Origin of the sequence: Kosakonia sp. CCTCC M2018092 (assembly GCF_003864115.1) — a bacterium.
Classification (GTDB): domain Bacteria; phylum Pseudomonadota; class Gammaproteobacteria; order Enterobacterales; family Enterobacteriaceae; genus Kosakonia; species Kosakonia cowanii.
In genome coordinates, this window is the sequence record NZ_CP034225.1 from 3,009,975 (window position 1) to 3,031,801 (window position 21,827).

The window sequence follows — 21,827 nt, forward strand, 5'->3', positions numbered from 1 at the left end:
CCCCTCTTATGTTGAGCCCCTTGCTTCGCCGTTATACATGGAACAGCGCCTGGCTGTATAACGTCAGGATCTTTATCGCCCTTTGCGGCACCGCTGCGTTACCGTGGCACCTTGGCGAAGTTAAACTGACTATTCCATTAACTCTTGGCGTGGTTGCTGCGGCGCTGGCCGACCTCGATGACCGCCTTACCGGGCGGTTAAAAAACCTGGTCATCACGCTGGTCTCCTTTTTTATCGCTTCGGCATCGGTGGAGTTGCTATTCCCCTGGCCATGGCTATTCGCGCTTGGCCTGGTAAGCTCAACTATCGGCTTTATCTTGCTGGGTGGGTTAGGTCAACGATATGCCACTATTGCCTTTGGTGCGCTGCTGATTGCTGTCTACACCATGCTGGGCGTCTCGCTTTTCGAACACTGGTACCAGCAACCCTTGCTATTGCTGGCTGGCGCCGTGTGGTTCAACGTACTGACGATGGTCGGGCATCTGGTTTTCCCCGTTCGCGCGCTGCAGGACAATCTGGCGCGGTGCTATGAGCAGCTTGCGCACTATCTGGAGTTGAAATCACGCCTTTTCGATCCTGATATTGAGGAACCCAGTCAGGCACCTTTATATGAATTAGCCTTATCAAATAGCCAACTGGTCACTACGCTTAATCAGACCAAGGGCACAATGCTCACCCGTTTACGAGGCGATCGTGGGCAGCGAAGCACGCGCCAGGCGCTGCATTACTACTTTGCGGCACAAGATATCCATGAACGCGCGAGCTCATCGCACATTCAGTATCAAACCCTGCGCGAGCATTTTCGCTATAGCGACATTATGTTCCGCTTTCAACGCCTCCTTTCGATGCAATCTCAGGCCTGCGCACAGCTCTCCCGCGCTATTTTGCTGCGTGAACCCTATCAGCATGATAGCCGTTTTGAACGGGTATTCCTTCACCTTGACGCCGCGCTGGCGCGGATAAAAAGCAGCGGGGAAACGACTCCCGAACATGTCAAAGCGCTCGGGTTTTTACTGGATAATCTACGTGCTATTGACGCACAACTGGCAGCGATTGAATCAGGACAGCCTCATCCTCAGGCGCATGGCGAGACGGAAAATCAGCTCGCCGACGACAGTCTGAACGGCTTACACGACGTCTGGTTACGCCTGCGCCAAAACCTGACACCCGAATCTGCCCTGTTTCGCCATGCGGTGCGGATGTCGGTCGTGCTCTGTATCGGCTACGCCTTTATCCATCTCACCGGTTTACAACATGGCTACTGGATCCTGTTAACCAGCCTGTTCGTTTGCCAGCCGAACTATAATGCGACGCGCCATCGTCTGAGCTTACGCGTCATCGGCACGCTGGTCGGCGTGGCGATAGGTTTGCCGGTGCTCTATTTTGTTCCTTCGCAAGAGGGGCAGTTGCTGCTGATTGTTATTACCGGCGTGCTCTTTTTCTCATTCCGCACGGTGCAATATGCCCATGCCACAATGTTCATCACGCTGCTGGTATTACTCTGTTTCAACCTGCTTGGCGAGGGATTCGAAGTGGCTATCCCGCGCATCATTGATACGTTAATTGGCTGCGCTATTGCCTGGGCGGCAGTAAGTTTTATCTGGCCGGACTGGCGCTTCAGAAACCTTGCGAGCGTCACGGAGAAGGCATTTAACGCCAACTGCCGTTATCTTGACGCGATCCTCGAGCAGTATCATCAGGGGCGCGATAACCGGCTTGCCTATCGCATCGCCAGGCGTAACGCTTACAACCGCGATGCTGAACTGGCTTCGGTCGTGTCGAATATGTCTTCAGAACCTGGCACCTCACCTGAGCTGCGTGAAGTGGCGTTCAGATTGCTTTGCCTTAATCAGACCTTTATAAGCTACATTTCTGCGCTGGGAGCTCATCGCGAGCAATTAACCCAACCTGAAGCGTTGCGTCTACTGGATGATGCGGTGTGTTATGTAGATGATGCCCTCCACCATTCGCCTGCCGATCAGGGGCGGGTGCAGGATGCGCTTGCTGATTTATCGCAGCGCATCAAGCAACTGGATCCGCGCCCTGACAGCAAAGAGCCGCTGGTATTACAACAGGTTGGCCTGTTGATAGCGTTATTGCCGGAGGTTTCTCGTTTAAAAAACCAAATAGTTTAGAGAGGGTTTGCTCCTTTATTCATCACATCATTAGACCACTCAAGCAGCGCCTGCCGTCGACTCGCCGGAAGCGCTGCTTCATGAATGCCGACAATGGCCCCTTCCAGTGCAAATAACACTTTTACACTGAGTTGTTTGTTCATTTTCCGAAGTCGGAGCCAGCAAACTTTTGCACCAAGTAGCCGCAGGATTTGCGCATCTTTGATGCCGGCCTGCTGCAGTTGAAACTCGAGTTGACTGGAGATATTGGGTAGATCGCGCAGACGAAAAAGTTTTTCGCGCTGCGCTTTCTCCCGTTTTGCCGCATCAAGCGCAAGCGTAGAAAGCTTCAGCAGCAAGCCGCGGTCACCCCATACACTGTCGCTAACATAAAAATAATTTAACGATATCTGACGCCCCCGCTTGTTGAGACTTAAAAGTGGTGCACGCCGGACTACATCATACTGTGCGCTTTCATCACAGGCGCGTAAGTAAAGTTCCCCCTCGGCTATCATCGCAAAAACGATGTTATCTACTGCAAGGCTATAACCACCAAAGTGGGCGCGATGGCTAATTTGACCGAGTGAAGTGAGATATTCGCGCGATTGATATATCCGTTGATAAGATAAGTCTTCCATGATTTTTCCTTTATAAATCACCTGGTAATGCGTTTTTCCGTAAGCGGATCCAGTAATCAGGAACATAGGCAACTGTGCGCGCGACGGCAAGCAAATTTTGTATTGAGCCGCATTCACAAAACAAAAATGCGAGATGCTTTCAGAAATTGAGGTTGATCTTTAAACACTGTACGGGTACTGTATGTTTATACAGTAACTCAGAGGGCTGGATTGCTTATGCACACTTCAGGCTATGCAAATCGTTCTAAAACATCCGCTTCCGCGATTAATACATTGAACCAGAGCGAATCGACTACTCTCGCTACCGGGCTGATTAGCGAAGTGGTTTACCATGAAGACCAGCCCATGATGACTCAGTTATTACTGCTGCCATTGCTGCAGCAGCTTGGTCAGCAGTCACGCTGGCAGCTGTGGTTAACACCGCAACAGAAATTAAGCCGTGAATGGGTTCAATCTGCGGGCTTGCCGTTGACTAAAGTGATGCAGATTAATCAACTCTCTCCCGGGGTCACGCTGGACTCCATGATCCGCGCGTTACGTACCGGTAATTTCAGCGTTGTCATCGGCTGGCATACTGAGGAGTTGACGGAAGATGAGCATCGCCGCCTGGCATCGGCAGCCGAAGAGGGCAATGCGATTGGCTTTGTTATGCGTCCAATTCGTCGCAATCCCCTCGCTGCCAGACAGCTTTCCGGGATAAAAATTCACTCAAATTTGTATCATTGAGTAAATTTAGGAGTTTTCCTGGGATTATTTTTCGCATCGGCCAGCATCCCCTATTTATTAGCTAAATAGAGCCGCAAAGCTTGTGCGGCGTGGTTTGCCACTCATCAATGATGAACGATATTTGAGCACAAATGTTAAATTTTGTGTACACAAAGCCTTTTTTTTCATATGCCTGACGGACTTCACACTTGTAAGTTTCCAACTACGTTGTAGACTTTACATCGCCAGGGGTGCTCGGCATAAGCCAAAGATATCGGTAAAGATATCTGCAGAGTTGTCAGTGAGCAATGCCCCCGGTGAAGGATTTAACCGTGACTTCTCGACGAGATTTCCATGGCGATTTTTGGATGATAACGAGGCGCAAAAAATGAAAAAGACAGCTATCGCGATTGCAGTGGCACTGGCTGGCTTCGCTACCGTAGCGCAGGCCGCTCCGAAAGATAACACCTGGTACACCGGTGCTAAACTGGGCTGGTCTCAGTTCCACGATGTTGGTAACAACCAGATCCCTAACAATGGCCCGACTCACGAGAGCCAGTTAGGCGCTGGTGCGTTCGGTGGTTATCAGGTTAACCCGTACGTTGGCTTTGAAATGGGCTATGACTGGCTGGGTCGTATGCCGTACAAAGGCAGCGATGTAAACGGCGCATTCAAAGCTCAGGGCGTTCAGCTGACCGCTAAACTGGGTTACCCGATTGCTGATGACGTTGATCTGTACACCCGTCTGGGTGGTATGGTTTGGCGCGCAGACGCTAAAAACAACCAGGGCTTCAAAGATCACGATACCGGCGTTTCTCCGGTCTTCGCTGGTGGTGTTGAGTGGGCAGTTACCCGTGATATCGCTACCCGTCTGGAATACCAATGGACCAACAACATTGGTGACGCGAACACCGTTGGTGGTCGTCCGGACAACGGTCTGCTGAGCCTGGGTGTTTCTTACCGTTTCGGTCAGCAGGAAGATTCCGCACCGGTAGTTGCTCCGACTCCGGCTCCGGCTCCGGAAGTACAGACCAAGCACTTCACTCTGAAGTCTGACGTTCTGTTCACTTTCAACAAAGCAACCCTGAAACCGGAAGGTCAGCAGGCACTGGATCAGCTGTACAGCCAGCTGAGCAACCTGGATCCGAAAGACGGTTCCGTAGTGGTTCTGGGCTTCACCGACCGCATCGGTTCTGACTCTTACAACCAGGGTCTGTCTGAGAAACGTGCTCAGTCCGTTGTTGATTACCTGGTTTCTAAAGGTATCCCGGCTAACAAAATCTCCGCACGTGGCATGGGTGAATCCAACCCGGTTACCGGCAACACCTGTGACAACGTGAAAGCACGCGCTGCTCTGATCGATTGCCTGGGTCCGGATCGTCGCGTTGAGATCGAAGTTAAAGGTATCAAAGACGTTGTAACTCAGCCGCAGGCTTAAGTTCTCCGTCAGAAAAAACCCCGCCATTGCGCGGGGTTTTTTATTATGTAGCGTCTGGATATGGGAAGAGTCAGGAAGCCCGGTGACTACTCTTTTCCGAGCAGCGCCTGCAGGTCGTGCTTTATGGTCGACATTTTCGACGCATACTTCTCTTTATGCTCTGCATCCTCAATCAACTGGACAATCGTTTCGGAAAGCGTCTTCCCGCGGCGCTGTGCCAGCCCCGCCAGTCGTTGCCAGACAACAAACTCCAGGTCGATTGATTTTTTACGCGTATGCTGATGCTCAGCATTGAAATGCCGTTTACGACGCGCACGAATAGTCTGCTTCATTCGGTTGATCAACGCCGGATTAATATGCTGCTCTATCCAGGCGTTAACGCGCACGGGCTCATTTTCGAGGGTCAATAAATTATCGACGGCCTCTTTAGCCGCGCTGGCTTCCACATAGCGGGTGATTAACTCCCCTTCACGGTGCTTTTTAACCAGATACTTCCATTTCCAGCCGCTTTCGAGATTTTCCAGTTGTTGATATTTCATTTCTCTCTCAACGTAACCGCGTAACTGAGTCCAGAATATCAGTTTTTTAAGACTCTGCTCAGAAGAAATCACCAGGAAGAGTCGATCTGCCGGGTCAGGCTGGCTGAAAGTTGTAATCATTGTGTGATGCGCCAGCGTTTACGGTATAATCCCGCCTTTTACAGCTAACTAAAAAAACGACTTTGACCACTACAAAACTTGAATGGAACGACCTGGTTCCTGATACAGATAGTTATCAGGACGTGTTTGAATCGTCCGCATTAGCGAGCGAAACGGACTTCTCACTGGCCGATACTCAGCCCCGATTGCACTATGCGCTTGAGCAGTTGCTCTACCCGCGCGCAACCTCGCGCTTTTTACTGACAAAAGCGCCAGAAGAAGCCGAATATCTCACGCTTATTGGTGAAACGCTCACCTCGCTACTGCCTGCCACGCACACCCCTTTAGGCGGGCAGTACGATATTACTGGCTCCACTGTGCGTTTCGAACCCACCACAGATTCCGCGAGTAATTTCGTCGGTAAGCAACCTGTTGTGGTTGCCGACTGGGTTGAAGCCGAGCAGCTTTTCGGCTGTCTGCGTCAGTTTAATCAAGAGATCACCCTCCAGCCAGGCCTGGTTCATCAGGCAAACGGCGGCGTATTGCTGATTTCGTTGCGTGCTCTTTTAGCCCAGCCACTCCTCTGGATGCGCCTGAAAACCATGGTTACGCAGCGCCGTTTCGACTGGGTGTCATTTGACGAGTCGCGCCCGCTTCCGGTGTCGGTGCCGTCCATGCAGCTGGATCTGAAAGTTGTGCTGGTCGGCGAGCGCGACTCGCTGGCAGAGTTCCAGGAGATGGAGCCGGAACTCGCTGCCCAGGCGATTTACAGCGAATACGAAGAGACCTTGCAGGTTACAGATAGCGACACGCTGCGCGTATGGCGTCAGTGGGTGGAACAAACGGCCAGCGCCGCACAGTTACCGACGCCAGCGGCGGATGCCTGGGCCACGTTAATTCGTGAAGCCGTGCGTTATACCGGCGATCAAGAAACATTACCGCTCTGCCCTTTGTGGCTCTCGCGCCAACTGCGCGAAGTTGCGGCATTAACGGCTGACGACACCTTTGACAACGATGCCCTGACCTCGATGCTTGCTCAGCGTGAGTGGCGAGAGGGTTTCCTTGCCGAGCGGATGCAGGATGAGATCCTGCTCGAGCAGATCCTTATCGAAACCGAAGGTGAGCGTATCGGTCAGGTTAACGCCCTTTCAGTAATTGAATTCCCGGGCCATCCGCGCGCGTTTGGTGAACCCTCGCGTATCAGCTGCGTTGTGCATATCGGTGACGGTGAATTCAATGATATTGAGCGCAAAGCAGAACTCGGCGGGAACATCCATGCGAAAGGCATGATGATCATGCAGGCGTTTCTGATCTCAGAGCTGGATCTTGAGCAACAAATACCCTTCTCTGCCTCACTCACCTTTGAACAGTCTTACAGTGAAGTGGATGGCGACAGCGCTTCAATGGCTGAGCTCTGCGCACTTATCAGTGCGCTGGCAGAGGTGCCAGTTAATCAACGTCTTGCTATCACCGGCTCTGTCGATCAGTTCGGCCGTTGCCAGCCCGTTGGCGGTTTAAATGAAAAGATTGAAGGCTTTTTCGCCATCTGCCAGCAGCGTGAACTGACCGGCGAGCAAGGGGTCATCATCCCTTCAGCGAATGTTCGGCATTTATGTTTACGCCAGGAACTGCTGGATGCCATTGAGGCGAAGCAATTTTCCATCTGGGCAGTGGATGATGTGACAGATGCGCTACCCTTATTAATGGGTCTGGCATGGGACGCTGAAGGGCAAACTAACCTCAAGCAAATCATTCTCGAACGTATCGCGCAGGCAACCCAACAAGAGGCTCGCCATCGCTTTCCCTGGCCGTTACGCTGGCTAAACTAGTTCACTGTTAACTGATCGGACTTGTTCAGCGTACACGTGTTAGCTATCCTGCGTGCGAAATTACAAATAAGGCTTATTAAGAACATGGTAGATAAACGCGAATCCTATACAAAAGAAGATCTTCTTGCCTCTGGTCGCGGCGAACTATTTGGCGAAAAAGGCCCGCAATTACCGGCTCCGAATATGCTGATGATGGACCGTGTGGTCAAAATGTCTGAGACCGGCGGTAACTTCGATAAAGGCTACGTAGAAGCTGAACTGGATATCAATCCGGACCTGTGGTTCTTCGGTTGCCACTTTATCGGCGATCCGGTTATGCCGGGCTGCCTCGGTCTTGATGCCATGTGGCAGCTGGTTGGTTTCTACCTGGGCTGGCTGGGCGGTGAAGGCAAAGGCCGTGCGCTTGGCGTAGGTGAAGTGAAATTTACCGGTCAGGTTCTGCCAACAGCGAAAAAAGTCACCTACCGCATCCATTTCAAACGCATCGTTAACCGTCGTTTGATCATGGGTCTGGCTGATGGTGAAGTGCTGGTTGACGATCGTCTTATCTACACAGCATCCGATCTGAAGGTCGGTCTGTTCCAGGACACTTCTGCTTTCTGATAGCAGCGTTACCCTGCCAAAACGCGAAACCTCCGCATTGCGGAGGTTTCTTTTTCTAAAGAGACAGAATCAGGCAGTCACTGCCCTGTCCTCCATGGCCTGTCGCCAGCCTCCAAGCCACTCGGACCTTTGATTCAGGGTTTGGTACGGACACATCTCTTTAGAGCGTCCCGTAATACCAGCCTGATAACCACGTTGATGTGCCCGTTCCAGGCGATCGCGTTTTTGTCTCTTCATGCCTCGTTTCCCTCATTCTTTTATCTGGTGGAAAAGAAAACAGTGGTCACTTAATGTGCAACCACAGGTCACAAATACCCTGAATGGACCGCGTCGTCAATGCGCAAAATTCACGCCAGTGTCATAAATGTGACCTGGACAAAAGTTCATTTGTACAACAAACGCACATTTCTTTGACTAAGTTTCTGAGCTCAAAAACAAAAAAAGCCGCAACAGGTGAAGTCCCGTTGCGGCTCGTTTGATCATTAAATCTACTTATGGCAGACGATTCAGCTCCGCTGCGATACTGGCGGCTTCCTGCTGCCAGCCCTGAGCCAGCGTTTTCACCATCGCATCGTAACCATCTTCTTGCTGCTTCAGCTCGATATGGAAAGGTCGCTTAATCAAACTGCCCTGATGCTTAAGCAGCCATTCGCCGCTGACAATAACGCGCCCGTCATAGCGACCATGAAAACCGGTTACCGTCACATTCAGCGTGTCCTGCTCGCTGCCCAGCGGCTGCGATGCCACAACCCAGCCGGGTAAGACGTTGCCCAGATTCGCCACCAGCGTATTACGTAACTGCTGATCGAGCGGGCTGGCCCAGAGATTATTATTGGCAATAACGTATTGCACATCGCTGGTTTGATACACCACACCATTCCCAGCCAGGTAATCCGGCACAGAGACCTGCTCAACCCAGAGCTGGCGGTTGCCCTGGGTTTGCCCGGTCATCGACTGCGTCGTGGTTACCGACGGCGAAGGTAGCTGGTAGTAACTTTTGTTATCACCGCCGCTGCTGCAGGCGGCTAATAACAGGACAAGCATCGCCAGTGCGCTCTTTCTCATTGTTTCGCCCTCTTCGGCTGCGGATCGTCTTTCCCTTTCGCTTCGAATACCAGCGCATTGCTCTTATCGTTCAGCGTTTTCAGCACCGGCTGAAGCTCCCGCAACACCTGATCCAGACGCTGCATATCCGCCACCATCTTGTTGTAGGCGGCCGAGCCCGGCTGGAAGCCCTGCATGCTGCGATTCAGCTCGCGCAGCGTGGACTGCATATCCGCCGGAAGCTGCTGCATCGACTGGCTGGCAGTCAATTTATTCAGGTTATCCAGCGTCGTTTGCAGACGTTTAAGAGTTTGCTGGCTCTCCGTCAGCGTGTTTGTTGCCTGCTGAATCATCGGATTGAGCGGCAGGTTGTTAATCTTATCCAGCGTATCCATCAGGCGCTGCTGGATCTGCGCCAGGCCGCCACTCATCGTTGGGATGATGGGATAGCCCTCAAACTCAGTAAACTCTTTCATCGGCGGTGCATTGTTGTAGAAGTCGAGATCGACATACAACGCGCCGGTGACGATATTACCGGTCTTCAGCGATGCGCGCAGGCCACGATTAAGCAGCTCTTTCATATGCGCAGTCATATCCGCATCCTGACCCAGCTGATTCGCCAGCCGCTCAGGCTCAATGCGGATCAGCACCGGAATGCGGTAATCATCGTTCAGTGCCTGGCGCATGCCCGGGTTAAAGAACGGCACTTTGCTCACGGTTCCGAGACGGATACCGCGGAACTCCACCGGCGCACCCGGCTGCAGGCCGCGAATCGAGTCCTTAAAGAACATCAGGTAGTCGACATGGTCGGTATAGAGCGAATCCTGAATACTGCGCTGATCGTCATAGAGTTTGAAGGCGCTCTTCTCCGCCACCGGCTGTCCTAAGTCCAGCCCATCCGGGATATCAAAACTAACGCCGCCGCCAAACAGCGTCGCCAGCGATCCCATTTCGACACGCATACCGGCAGAGGTGAGATCGACGGCGATACCGCTATCTTTCCAGAAACGGACATTGCTGGTCACCAGCCGATCGTTCGGCGCATTGATAAAGAGCTGGTAGGTCATGGTCCGTTTCTGCGTATCAAAGTTACTGGTTTCAACCGAACCTACACGATAGCCACGGAACAGCACCGGATCGCCGGGGGAGAGTTGTCCCGCCTTGTTGCTGTCGAGGATCACGCGGATGCCTTTAGCATCCGGCGGCGCCAGCGGAGGGGCATCCAGCAGGGTATATTGATCGGGCACGCTGCCTTTAGTACCCGGCTGAAGTTCAATATAGGCACCCGAGAGCAGCGTTCCGAGGCCGCTAACTCCTTCCCGACCGACCTGCGGTTTTACCACCCAGAATACCGAGTCGTTATGCAGCAGTTTTTCCATGCCGGAGTTGAGCCGTGCTTTGATCTCCACATGGGTTAAATCATCGGTCAGCGTTGTACTCTCTACGACGCCGACATCCACGCTGCGACTCTTAATCGTCGTTTTTCCGCCGACAATGCCCTCAGCATTAGTGGTGATCAGCGTCACTTCCGGACCCTGATGGCTGTAGTGATAAAAGAGGATCCAGGCGCCAATCAGCGCGGTCACGATCGGGAAAATCCAGACCGGTGACCAGTTCCTTACTTTTTGCACCTGGGCTTCGCCCTGTTTATTCTCCATGCTCTGACAACTCCTCATGGTGCGTTTGTGGCTCCCGATCCCAACTGAGACGCGGGTCGAAAGTCATCGCCGCAAACATCGTGATAATAACGACCAGCGCAAACATTAGCGCACCCATTGCAGGATAGATATTCATCAGCCCGCCAATGCGAACTAACGCAGATAGCACCGCAATAACAAAGACATCGATCATTGACCAGCGGCCAACAAACTCGACCACTTCATAAATAAAATGCATCCGTTCGCTGTCACGTCTGCCATAACCCTTCGCATCAATACAGAGCCAGGCAATACCGATCATTTTCAGCGTCGGCACCATAATGCTGGCAATAAAAATCACCAGCGCCACGGGATAGGAGCCTTCGCTCCATAACAACACCACCCCCGCCAGTATGGTCGATGGCGTCGGATCGCCCAGCAGATCCGTTATCATGATCGGCAAAATATTAGCCGGCAGATAGAGCATGATCGCCGTGACAAGCAGCGCCAGCGTCCACTGAATGCTGTGGCGTCGCCGGGCATAACCACGCGTATGGCAGCGCGGACAAACTGGATTATCCATCGGGACTATTGCCGTACAGCAGGGACACGAGCGCAGCCCCTGACGGATGCCGGTGATGCCCACGCGCAGAGGTTGCTCAAGTACAGGCGCAGGCGCGATGTCATCCCACAGCCAGTGGCGATCGACGCACTGAAACGCGCGCAGTTGCAGCAGGCAGAAGAGGCACCAGGGAATGAAGCTGCTGCCGATGCCGATATCGCCATAGGCCATCAGTTTAACGAAGCTCACCAGCACGCCGGCAAGAAAAATCTCCGCCATGCCCCAGCTTTTCAGTTGAAACAGCACCCGCGCCAGCGCGATTTTAAGGCGAAAATCCATCCGTACCCGGTTTACCAGCAGCAGGATAGTAATAAGGCAGAAGGCAGGCACCAGTTGGACGAAAAGCAGAAAGAGCGTGCCGAGGCTGGCGTAATCTTCTGAGAACATGACGCTTGGGATCTCAAGCAGCGTCACCTCGCTACTAATGCCCGCCACCTGCATATTGACGAAGGGGAAAAGATTGGAGAGCAGTAGCATAAACAGAGCGACGAGGGCGTACGCCGTCGGGCGCTGCCGCGGCTCCTGCCATTCGGTCGTCAGAGTTGTGCCGCAGCGCGGGCACGCCGCCCGGTGTCCATGTTGCAGCGTCGGTAACGCCACCAGCATGTCACATTGCGAGCAGAGAATGTGGCGCGTGCCATGGTGGTGGTGTTCACACATACCGCTTTCCTCTATGCGCCGTTTTTCAGCGCCTCCAGATACTCCCAGCGTTCAAACGCCGCTTCCAGTGCCTGCTCGGCTGATGCCATATCAGCAAGGACTTTTTGCGTATGGTCGTGCGGCTGGCTGAAGAAACTCGCATCGGCCACCTGCGCCTGCAAGGTTTCCAGCTCGGCTTCCAGCTGTTCCAGCTTTTGCGGCAGCTGTTCCAGCTCACGCTGCAGGTTATAGCTTAATTTGTTGGCGCTGCGTTTAACAGTTTCTGCTTTGGCGGCAGGCGCCTCGGCACTTTTCTGCACCGCAGCGTGTTTAAACGCCTGCGAGGCAGCCTGCTGGCCGCGCGCATCATGATAGCCGCCAACATACTGACCAATGCGTCCTTCGCCTTCGAAGATCCAGCATTCGGTCACGGTGTTATCAACAAACTGACGGTCATGGCTCACCAGCAGAACCGTGCCCTGGTAGCTATCAATCAGCTCCTCCAGCAGTTCGAGGGTTTCCACGTCCAGGTCGTTGGTCGGTTCATCGAGAATCAGCAAGTTGCTGGGTTTCAGGAACAAACGCGCCAGCAACAGGCGGTTACGCTCCCCGCCTGACAGCGCGCGCACCGGCGTCATTGCCCGCTTCGGATGGAACAGGAAGTCCTGCAGGTAGCCAAGGATATGGCGCGGCTTGCCGTTGACCATCACTTCCTGTTTGCCTTCCGCCAGGTTGTCCATCACGGTTCTGTCGGGATCCAGCTCAGCACGATGCTGGTCGAAGTAGGCCACTTCAAGCTTGGTACCAATGTGAACGCGGCCGCTATCGGCTTGCAGCTGTTCAAGCATCAGCTTCAGCAGGGTCGTTTTACCGCAGCCGTTGGGGCCAATCAGCGCAATTTTGTCGCCGCGCTGCACCTGGGTAGAGAAGTCGCGCACCAGCGCTTTACCATCGATGCCGTAATTAACATGCTCCAGTTCGAAGACGATCTTGCCGGAGCGGGATGCCTCTTCGACCTGCATTTTTGCGCTGCCCATCACCTCACGGCGTTCGCTGCGCTCGCGGCGCATCGCTTTCAGTGCGCGCACGCGCCCTTCGTTACGGGTACGACGCGCCTTAATGCCCTGGCGGATCCACACCTCTTCCTGCGCCAGCTTGCGATCGAATTCGGCGTTTTGCAGATCCTCTACGCGCAGCGCTTCCTCTTTCTCCAGCAGATACTGGTCGTAATTGCCCGGATAGGAGACCAGCTTGCCGCGATCGAGATCGACAATGCGCGTCGCCATATTGCGGATAAACGAACGGTCATGGGAAATAAAGATAATGGTGCCGCCAAACGATTTCAGGAACCCTTCCAGCCAGTCGATGGTTTCAATATCGAGGTGGTTGGTTGGCTCATCCAGCAACAGCACGCGCGGCCCGCTGACCAGCGCGCGCCCCAGCGCCGCTTTACGCAGCCAGCCGCCGGAGAGCGCCGAGAGCGACATATCAGCCGTCAGGCCGAGCTGCGCCAGCACTTCATTAATACGGTTCTCCAGCTGCCACAGACCGTGGTGATCCAGCATCTCCTGCACGCGCGCCAGCTCGGCGAGGTTTCTGTCGCTCGGATCGGTCATCACCAGGTGAGAGACCTCGTGGTAACGCTTGAGATACTCTGCCTGCTCTTCGATACCTTCGGCAACGAAATCGTAGACGCTGCCGCTGACATTGCGCGGCGGATCCTGCTGCAAACGTGCAACAACTAAATCCTGTTCATACACAATGCGACCATCATCGAGATTCACTTCCCGGTTGAGGATCTTCATCAGCGTCGATTTGCCTGCGCCGTTACGGCCAACCAGACAGACGCGCTCATTCTCTTCGATATGCAGTTCCGCATTATCGAGAAGCGGTGCGTCGCTGAATGAGAGCCACGCGCCGTGCATACTAATTAATGACATCTATTTATCCTCTCAGGCTGCGGTAATCAGCCAGCAGTTGTGGATTTGACGGTTGCGGGCAAAATCCTGCGACTGCGTTTTTTGGGTAATTTCTTGTGCTTTAAGCCCCAGCTTCGCCAGCCCGTCGAGATCCATACGGAAACCGCGTTTGTTATTGGAGAACATAATGGTGCCCCCTTTGCGCATCAGACGCTTCAGGTCTTCCATCAGGCGCATATGGTCGCGTTGCACATCAAAAGACTCTTCCATGCGCTTGGAGTTGGAGAAGGTGGGCGGATCGATAAAGATGAGATCGAACTGCTCATCGGTCTCCTGCAGCCAGCCGAGGCAATCGGCCTGGATCAGGCGATGCGCGCGACCGCTTAAGCCATTAAGGCGCAGGTTACGCTCAGCCCACTCGAGATAGGTGCGGGACATATCCACAGTGGTGGTGGAGCGTGCGCCGCCGAGGCCCGCATGAACGCTGGCGCTGCCGGTGTAGGCGAAGAGGTTAAGGAAATCTTTGCCTTTGCTCATCTGGCCCAGCATGCGGCGGGCAATACGGTGATCGAGGAACAGGCCGGTATCCAGATAATCCGTCAGGTTGACCCACAGGCGCGCGTTATATTCGCTCACCTCAATAAAGTCGCCCTTCTCATTCATCTTCTGATATTGATTATTGCCCTTCTGACGCTCACGGGTTTTCAGCACCAGCTTGTTAGGCGCAATACCGAGCACGTGAATGGTGGCGGCAATAATATCGAACAGGCGTTGACGCGCTTTTTGTGCATCAATGGTTTTCGGCGCGGCGTACTCCTGCACCACCACCCAGTCAGCATAGCGGTCAACGGCAACGTTGTAGTCCGGCAGATCGGCATCATACAGGCGATAACACTCAATCCCCTCCTGACGCGCCCACTTCTCCAGCTTCTTAACATTTTTACGCAGGCGGTTAGCGTAATCTTCCGCCATCGCTGGCAATTTCGCTTCGCCAGTTTTTTCCGCCAGATGGTAGTTTTTCTGCACGCAGTCGAGCGGGCCATTTTTGGCTTTGAACTGACGATCGGCGCGCAGCTGCAGGCAGTTGAGCAGATCGACCGAGGCGCTAAACAGCGACAGGTTCCAGCCGCCAAACTGCGCCTTCAGCAGACGGCCCAGCAGGCTGTGCAGGGCAATCAGCGCCGGTTCGCTCTCGAGGCGCTCGCCGTAAGGCGGGTTACTGATAACGGTGCCATACGGGCCTTGCGGCATCGGGTTGCTGAGCTGCGCGACATCTTTGGCTTCAAAGGTGATCAGCTCGCCAATCCCCGCACGACGGGCGTTTTTACGGGCATTCTCAATGACGCGGGCATCGCTGTCGGAGCCATAAAAACGGGATTCATACGCCGCCAGCCCCTGGCGTGCGCGGTTTTGCGCCTCGGCTTTCACTTCACCCCAGATGGCATCGTCATGCTGCGCCCAGCCGCTAAAACCCCAGTGACCGCGGTGCAGGCCAGGCGCGCGATCGGTTGCCGCCATGGCAGCTTCAATCAGCAGCGTGCCGGAGCCGCACATCGGATCGAGCAGCGGCGTGCCCGGCTGCCAGCCGGAGCGCATCACAATGGCTGCGGCCAGGTTCTCTTTGATAGGCGCGATGCCGGTACGATCGCGGTAGCCGCGCAGGTGCAGGCCTTCGCCGCTCAGATCGAGAGAGATATGTGCCGTTTCCTGGTTCAGCCAGACGTTAATGCGCAGATCCGGCATTTCACGCTCGACGTTCGGGCGCGGCAGGTTCTTGCGCGTAAAGCTGTCGACAATCGCATCTTTCACTTTCAGCGCGCCGTACTGGCTGTTGCGGATCTCGTCGTTCAGCCCGCTGAAGTGCACGGCAAAGGTTGCGCCCGGGTTGAAAATCTCTGTCCAGTTGATCGCCTGCACGCCGAGATAGAGATCAAGGTCGCTGTAAACCTTGCACTCTCCCAGCGGCATCATAATGCGCGAGGCCAGGCGGCTCCACATCAGGCTTTGGTACAGGAGCCGCGTGTCGCCTTCAAAATGGACACCACCCTGAACGACGCGGCACTCCACGGCGCCGAGTTTTTCAAGTTCAGTTTTTAACAGCTCTTCCAGCCCACGGGCCGTACTGGCAAACAGAGAAATCATAATGTCACTTACACTCTACGAAAATTGTTGCGCATTATAGCTAATCTCGCCCTCATGTCATAAAGTTGAGGGCTTATTTTCGTCTAACAGGGAGGAAGACGTGCCTACCCTTTCACGTCTTTATATCCATCCGGTGAAATCCATGCGCGGTATTGGCCTGACGCATGCCCTCGCCGATGCCAGCGGCCTCGCGTTTGACCGGGTTTTTATGGTCACGCAACCTGATGGCACCTTTATTACTGCGCGTCAGTTTCCGCAGATGGTGCGTTTTCTGCCCTCGCCTTTAACGGATGGTCTGCATCTGACCGCGCCCGACGGCAGTAGCGCGGTGATCCGCTTTGCCGATTTTGCCCCTGACGCCGCGCCAACTGAGGTGTGGGGCAATCATTTCACGGCGCTGATTGCCCCTGCGGCCATCAACCAGTGGCTGAGCGGCTTTTTCGACCGCGAGGTGCAGCTGCGCTGGATGGGCACAAATCCGACCCGTCGTGTAAAGCGCCACGAAGAGGTTCCCCTCTCCTTTGCCGATGGCTTTCCCTATCTGTTAACCAATGAAGCCTCGCTGCGCGATCTGCAAAAACGGTGCCCTGCCAGCGTGCAGATGGAGCAGTTTCGCCCCAATCTGGTGGTGACCGGCGCGCAGGCGTGGGAGGAGGATAGCTGGAAAGTGGTGCGTATTGGCGACGTGGTGTTTGACGTGGTTAAACCGTGCAGCCGCTGCATCTTTACCACCGTCAGCCCTGAGCGCGGCCAGAAGCACCCTGCGGGTGAGCCGCTCGCCACGCTGCAAAAATTCCGCACGGCGCAGGATAATGGCGACGTCGATTTCGGTCAGAATTTAATTGCCCGCAACAGCGGCGTGATTCGTACCGGCGATGAGGTTGCGGTGCTGGCTACTGGCCCGGCCAAAGTTTACGGTGCGGGTGCCGTCGTTGAATCGCTTGAGCCGGACGTGCAGCCCGCAGGCACGGTGGATATTGAGTGGCAGGGTCAGACCTTTCGCGGTAACAATCAGCAGGTGCTGCTGGAGCAGCTGGAAAACCAGGGGATCCGCGTGCCCTACTCGTGTCGCGCAGGCATCTGCGGCTGTTGCCGGATACGTTTAGTCGAAGGGGAAGTGAGCGCGCTGAAACAGTCAGCGCTGGGTGAGGATGGCACTATCCTCAGTTGCAGCTGCGTACCGAAAACATCGCTGCGGCTGGAGTCTTAAACCGCCTGTTCGAAAGCGAGGCTCGCGGCATTAAGCTGCGGCTTCAGGCGATCGTTCATGATTTTTATCGCATCGCCCAGCTGCATCGTGCGCCCGGCAATCACCACGCCGGGCTGCGCCAGCAGGCAGAGCGTCGCATTCTCTCCCGGCTCAACCACCAGCAAATTCACGCACTCCTGCGTATCGCTTAACCAGACGCAGGCTCCGTCGCCAGTGGCGGGCGTCCACGGGGAGTTGTGGCTCATAAAGTGCCAGCTTTTCGGCATTTGCGGTTTAAGAAAGCGGATTGCCACCAGCGCATTGAGCACCAGCTCGGCGCGTTGCTCATTAGATAATTCTAAATCGCGGCATTTTTCATCGAAGGAGAAATAAAGCGCAGCGTCATCAACACAAAAACCAGACGGGGAAAAGGCATCAGGCGTCAGCATTTTACGGGCAAATCGGGAGCGAAATAACATGCCATTGGCTAAATCGAGCATCATACGATCGTGCTCTTCATCAAAATACCAGCGCCAATTATCGTCAGGTTTAATTCGCATTGTTTCCCCCTTTCCCCCTAAACATCCTGTTGTTTTTTCATCCGTTGTGCCGCCTCGCTTATTAACTTAATAATTGAAGACTGAAATGTTTAAATTAGCAACAGTGACGGAATATAAAACAACCAGGGCCGGAAATAAAGCCCTGGTTGCGCAGGAGGGGAAAAAGATCAGAGGTGAGTGACGATCTCTTTTACCAGCGGTGGGCCTTTAAAAATAAAACCAGAATAAATTTGCACCAGCGAAGCGCCCGCTTCCATCTTCTCGCGCGCGGCGATCACCGAGTCGATTCCACCGACGCCAATAATCGGTAAACGCCCGGATAATTCTTGTGACAGACGTCGGATAATTTGCGTACTTTTTAATTGCAGAGGGCGTCCACTTAAACCACCGGTTTCATCACAGTGCTTCATTCCCTGAACCAATGCCCGGTCGAGGGTGGTATTGGTGGCAATAACGCCATCAATATTGTGGCGAACTAAACTGTCAGCGACCTGGATTAGCTCTTCTTCAGAAAGATCGGGCGCAATTTTCACCGCCACCGGAACATATTTATGGTGGCGAGCTTGCAGATCATTCTGTTTAATTTTAATGGCACTGAGTAAATCATCCAGCGCTTCGCCATATTGCAGCGTGCGCAAACCTGGAGTGTTTGGTGAAGAGATATTGATGGCGATATAACCGGCATAGGGGTAAATTTTCTCCATGCAGATCAAGTAGTCATCTTTTCCCTGTTCCACCGGCGTATCTTTATTTTTGCCAATATTAATGCCGAGCACGCCGTCAAAATGCGCCTTTTTAACATTCTCGACCAGGTTGTCGACGCCAAGATTGTTAAAGCCCATGCGGTTAATCAACCCTTCAGCCTCCACCAGGCGGAAGATCCTCGGCTTATCATTTCCCGGCTGCGGGCGGGGCGTCACGGTGCCAATCTCAATTGAGCCAAACCCCATCGCGCCCAGCGCATCGATGCACTCACCGTTTTTATCCAGACCAGCGGCAAGACCGAGCGGGTTTTTAAAGGTCAGTCCCATGCACTGCACCGGTTTTGCCGGTACACGCTGGCGGACAAGCGCTTCCAGCGGCGTGCCGGTAATACGGCGCAGCTGCTGGAACGTTAATTCATGAGCGCGTTCTGGATCGAACTGGAAAAGGGCTTTACGAACGAAGGGGTAGTACATGAACTCTCCTGGATTCCCGGTGTGCAAACCGGGGGCGTATTATCAGGGAAAGCGCAGCGAAAGGGAATTGACCTGTGGCAAAAAAAGCCCATTCCGCGCAATCGTTTTCCTCTCATGCCCTCTCTTTATGCAAATTTCAGCAACTTTTCCCCGAATAAATCATTTAGGGGAATAAACCGCCTCTGTCACACTGCCTGAAATTGTTATCAATGTTATCTAAAAGCAAACATTTGGTTATAAGGAGTAAGCATGCGCGTTGTCACTCTGGCCGGCAGTCCCCGCTTTCCCTCGCGCTCCAGCGCACTTCTGGAGTATGCCCGCGATCGCCTTACCGCGCGGGGCGTTGAGGTAAATCACTGGCATCTCCATAACTTTGATCCTGAAGACCTGCTCTATGCCCGCTTCGACAGCCCGGCGCTGCAAACCTTTATTGAGCAACTTAGCATTGCCGACGGGCTGATTGTCGCCACACCGGTCTATAAAGCAGCCTATTCCGGCGCCTTAAAAACCCTGCTCGACCTGCTTCCTGAGCGCGCGCTGGCAGACAAAGTGGTCTTGCCGCTGGCAACGGGCGGCACGGTAGCGCATCTGCTGGCGGTGGATTACGCCCTGAAACCGGTGCTAAGCGCCCTCAAAGCACAGGAGATCCTCCACGGTGTTTTCGCCGATGACAGCCAGGTGCTCGATTATCAGCATAAACCGAGCCTGACGCCCAATCTGCAAGGCCGGCTGGATAGCGCGCTGGAGACCTTCTGGCAGGCGCTGCACCGCCGCGATATTAAAGCCCCGGATTTCCACGCCCCGCAAGGAGTTGCTCATGTTTAACCGCCTCTCGTTTTCCGCCACCGGGCTGCTGCTTGGCGGGCTGCTCACCCTCTCCGCCTGGGCGCAGGCCGCCGAGCCCGCGCCGGAGGCTTTACGTATTGGTTATCAAAAAGGGAGCGTCAGCATGGTGCTGGCGAAAAGCCACGGCCTGCTGGAGAAGCGCTATCCGCATACCAAAATTTCCTGGATTGAGTTCCCGGCCGGGCCGCAAATGCTTGAAGCGCTGAATGTCGGCAGTATCGATCTTGGCAGCACCGGCGATATCCCGCCGATTTTCGCCCAGGCTGCGGGCGCAGATCTGGTCTATGTCGGCGTTGAGCCGCCAAAACCGAAAGCGGAAGTGATCCTCGTGGCTGAAGATAGCCCGATCAAAAGCGTGGCGGATTTGAAGGGCCATAAAGTCGCGTTCCAGAAGGGTTCCAGCTCCCATAACTTGCTGTTGCGGGCGCTACAACAGGCCGGACTCAAATTCAGCGATATCCAGCCGGTGTTCCTCAGCCCGGCAGATGCCCGCGCCGCGTTCCAGCAACACAATGTCGACGCGTGGGCTATCTGGGATCCCTACTACTCTGCCGCCCTGTTACAAGGCGGTGTGCGGGTGCTGAAAGATGGCACCACCCTCAAGCAGACCGGTTCATTTTACTTAGCCGCGCGCCCGTATGCCGAGAAGAACGGTGCCTTTATCCAGGGCGTACTCGATACCTTCAGCGCAGCGGATGCATTAACGATTAGCCAGCGCGACGAGAGTGTCGCTCTGTTTGCCAAAACCATGGGGCTGCCGCAGCCGGTGATCGCCACCTATTTCGATCATCGCCCGCCGACCAAAATCACCCCGGTGAACGAGGCCACGGCCGCACTGCAGCAGCAGACCGCCGATCTTTTCTATGAAAACCATCTGGTACCGAAAAAAGTCGATATCCGTAGCCGTATCTGGCAGCCGACCCAAGAAGGAGCAAAATCATGAGTCTGAATCTGTTCTGGTTTTTACCGACCCACGGTGATGGTCACTACCTTGGCACCGACCACGGCGCGCGGCCGGTTGATTATGGCTATTTGCAGCAGATCGCCCAGGCAACTGACAGGCTCGGCTTTAGCGGCGTGCTGATCCCGACCGGGCGATCTTGTGAAGATGCGTGGCTGGTCGCCGCCTCGTTGATTCCGGTTACCCAACGTCTGAAGTTTCTGGTTGCCCTGCGCCCGAGTGTTATCTCACCGACGGTCGCCGCGCGCCAGGCAGCGACGCTCGACAGGCTCTCCAATGGACGGGCGCTGTTTAACCTGGTGACCGGCAGCGATCCGCAGGAGCTGGCGGCCGACGGTGTGTTTCTCGATCACAGCGAACGGTATGAAGTGTCGTCGGAATTTACCCATATCTGGCGTCGCTTGCTGGAGGGCGACACCGTCGATTTCACCGGTAAGCATTTAAAGGTACGCGGCGCGAAGCTGCTCTTCCCACCGGTACAGCAGCCGCGCCCACCCCTCTACTTCGGAGGATCGTCCGATGTGGCGCAGGATCTGGCGGCAGAGCAGGTCGATCTCTATCTCACCTGGGGCGAGCCGCCGGAGCAGGTAAAAGAGAAGATTGAGCAGGTTCGCGCCAAAGCCGCTGCCCATGGGCGAAAAGTGCGCTTCGGTATCCGTCTGCATGTGATTGTGCGCGAAACCAATGCCGAAGCGTGGCAGGCAGCGGACCGGCTTATCTCACACCTTGATGATGCAACGATTGAAAAAGCGCAGGCAGCCTTTGCCCGTCAGGACTCGATTGGTCAGCAGCGTATGGCCGCCTTACATAACGGCCGTCGCGACAAACTCGAAATCAGCCCCAACTTGTGGGCCGGTGTCGGTCTGGTGCGCGGCGGCGCGGGCACGGCGTTAGTGGGCGATGGCCCGACGGTTGCGGCGCGCATCAACGAATATGCCGCCCTCGGTATCGATAGCTTTATTCTCTCCGGCTATCCGCATCTCGAAGAAGCTTACCGCGTCGGCGAACTGCTCTTCCCGCATCTGGATGTCGCCATCCCGGAGATCCCGCAGCCGCAGCCGTTACAGCCGCAGGGTGAAACGGTGGCCAACGAATTTATTCCGCGTAACGTGGCACAAAGCTGAG

General features: G+C 54.6%; 19 protein-coding genes. 9 read left to right on the forward strand and 10 right to left on the reverse strand.

Features of this window, described 5'->3' with window-relative positions; translation table 11 throughout:
• Positions 1–8 precede the first annotated feature (8 nt).
• Positions 9–2,135, forward strand: a complete 2,127-nt coding sequence (yccS, locus tag EH164_RS14395) for a YccS family putative transporter (protein WP_124968817.1) — start codon at positions 9–11, stop codon at positions 2,133–2,135.
• Here the strand turns inward: yccS and EH164_RS14400 are convergent.
• Positions 2,132–2,752 (reverse strand): TfoX/Sxy family DNA transformation protein, encoded by a 621-nt coding sequence (locus EH164_RS14400; protein ID WP_023481698.1) that lies wholly within the window; start codon positions 2,750–2,752, stop codon positions 2,132–2,134. The genes yccS and EH164_RS14400 overlap by 4 nt on opposite strands.
• A 216-nt stretch (positions 2,753–2,968) precedes the next feature.
• On the opposite strand from EH164_RS14400, the gene sulA reads away from it, so the two are divergent.
• Complete coding sequence (gene sulA, locus EH164_RS14405) at positions 2,969–3,478, forward strand: SOS-induced cell division inhibitor SulA (RefSeq protein WP_023481514.1); 510 nt, start codon at positions 2,969–2,971, stop codon at positions 3,476–3,478.
• A gap of 367 nt (positions 3,479–3,845) precedes the next feature.
• A complete protein-coding gene (gene ompA, locus EH164_RS14415) occupies positions 3,846–4,895 on the forward strand; it encodes a porin OmpA (RefSeq protein ID WP_023481315.1) in 1,050 nt (349 codons plus the stop codon).
• A gap of 86 nt (positions 4,896–4,981) precedes the next feature.
• Here the strand turns inward: ompA and matP are convergent, their stop codons facing one another.
• Positions 4,982–5,434, reverse strand: a complete 453-nt coding sequence (matP, locus tag EH164_RS14420; protein WP_023481810.1) for a macrodomain Ter protein MatP — start codon at positions 5,432–5,434, stop codon at positions 4,982–4,984.
• 182 nt (positions 5,435–5,616) lie between these two features.
• On the opposite strand from matP, the gene EH164_RS14425 reads away from it, so the two are divergent.
• Positions 5,617–7,362, forward strand: coding sequence for a Lon protease family protein (locus EH164_RS14425; RefSeq protein ID WP_124968819.1), 1,746 nt, complete (start codon positions 5,617–5,619; stop codon positions 7,360–7,362).
• Between the two features lie 84 nt (positions 7,363–7,446).
• Positions 7,447–7,965 (forward strand): bifunctional 3-hydroxydecanoyl-ACP dehydratase/trans-2-decenoyl-ACP isomerase, encoded by a 519-nt coding sequence (fabA, locus tag EH164_RS14430; RefSeq protein ID WP_023481591.1) that lies wholly within the window; start codon positions 7,447–7,449, stop codon positions 7,963–7,965.
• A 69-nt stretch (positions 7,966–8,034) separates the two neighbouring features.
• Here fabA and rmf read toward each other — a convergent pair whose 3' ends face one another.
• The 6 genes from rmf to rlmKL form a co-directional block, all read right to left on the reverse strand.
• Positions 8,035–8,202 (reverse strand): ribosome modulation factor, encoded by a 168-nt coding sequence (gene rmf / locus EH164_RS14435; RefSeq protein WP_023481470.1) that lies wholly within the window; start codon positions 8,200–8,202, stop codon positions 8,035–8,037.
• A gap of 255 nt (positions 8,203–8,457) precedes the next feature.
• Positions 8,458–9,030, reverse strand: a complete 573-nt coding sequence (gene pqiC, locus EH164_RS14445) for a membrane integrity-associated transporter subunit PqiC (RefSeq protein ID WP_124968821.1) — start codon at positions 9,028–9,030, stop codon at positions 8,458–8,460.
• Positions 9,027–10,667: an intermembrane transport protein PqiB gene (gene pqiB, locus EH164_RS14450; protein WP_124968823.1), complete on the reverse strand. Its 1,641-nt coding sequence runs from the start codon at positions 10,665–10,667 to the stop codon at positions 9,027–9,029. Before pqiB ends, pqiC begins: the two co-directional genes overlap by 4 nt.
• Complete coding sequence (gene pqiA / locus EH164_RS14455) at positions 10,657–11,928, reverse strand: membrane integrity-associated transporter subunit PqiA (RefSeq protein WP_023481363.1); 1,272 nt, start codon at positions 11,926–11,928, stop codon at positions 10,657–10,659. The genes pqiB and pqiA overlap by 11 nt, the downstream gene beginning before the upstream one ends.
• 11 nt (positions 11,929–11,939) lie before the next feature.
• Positions 11,940–13,847: an ABC transporter ATP-binding protein gene (locus tag EH164_RS14460; protein WP_124968825.1), complete on the reverse strand. Its 1,908-nt coding sequence runs from the start codon at positions 13,845–13,847 to the stop codon at positions 11,940–11,942.
• Between the two features lie 12 nt (positions 13,848–13,859).
• Positions 13,860–15,968, reverse strand: a complete 2,109-nt coding sequence (gene rlmKL, locus EH164_RS14465) for a bifunctional 23S rRNA (guanine(2069)-N(7))-methyltransferase RlmK/23S rRNA (guanine(2445)-N(2))-methyltransferase RlmL (RefSeq protein ID WP_124968827.1) — start codon at positions 15,966–15,968, stop codon at positions 13,860–13,862.
• A 100-nt stretch (positions 15,969–16,068) separates the two neighbouring features.
• Here rlmKL and EH164_RS14470 point away from each other — a divergent pair, with 100 nt between their 5' ends.
• Positions 16,069–17,178: a YcbX family protein gene (locus tag EH164_RS14470; RefSeq protein WP_124968829.1), complete on the forward strand. Its 1,110-nt coding sequence runs from the start codon at positions 16,069–16,071 to the stop codon at positions 17,176–17,178.
• Here the strand turns inward: EH164_RS14470 and zapC are convergent.
• Together zapC and pyrD are read right to left on the reverse strand one after the other, a co-directional pair.
• On the reverse strand, positions 17,175–17,717 hold the full coding sequence (gene zapC / locus EH164_RS14475; protein WP_124968831.1) for a cell division protein ZapC: 543 nt from the start codon (positions 17,715–17,717) through the stop codon (positions 17,175–17,177). The genes EH164_RS14470 and zapC overlap by 4 nt on opposite strands.
• Before the next feature lie 167 nt (positions 17,718–17,884).
• Positions 17,885–18,895, reverse strand: coding sequence for a quinone-dependent dihydroorotate dehydrogenase (gene pyrD / locus EH164_RS14480; protein ID WP_023481354.1), 1,011 nt, complete (start codon positions 18,893–18,895; stop codon positions 17,885–17,887).
• A gap of 249 nt (positions 18,896–19,144) precedes the next feature.
• Between pyrD and ssuE the strand changes: the two genes are divergently transcribed.
• From ssuE to ssuD, 3 genes are read left to right on the forward strand one after another with little or no spacing between them, the layout of a single operon-like run.
• Positions 19,145–19,720, forward strand: coding sequence for an NADPH-dependent FMN reductase (ssuE, locus tag EH164_RS14485; protein ID WP_124968833.1), 576 nt, complete (start codon positions 19,145–19,147; stop codon positions 19,718–19,720).
• Complete coding sequence (locus EH164_RS14490) at positions 19,713–20,684, forward strand: sulfonate ABC transporter substrate-binding protein (RefSeq protein ID WP_023481445.1); 972 nt, start codon at positions 19,713–19,715, stop codon at positions 20,682–20,684. Before ssuE ends, EH164_RS14490 begins: the two co-directional genes overlap by 8 nt.
• Positions 20,681–21,826: an FMNH2-dependent alkanesulfonate monooxygenase gene (gene ssuD / locus EH164_RS14495; RefSeq protein WP_124968835.1), complete on the forward strand. Its 1,146-nt coding sequence runs from the start codon at positions 20,681–20,683 to the stop codon at positions 21,824–21,826. Before EH164_RS14490 ends, ssuD begins: the two co-directional genes overlap by 4 nt.
• Position 21,827 lies beyond the last annotated feature (1 nt).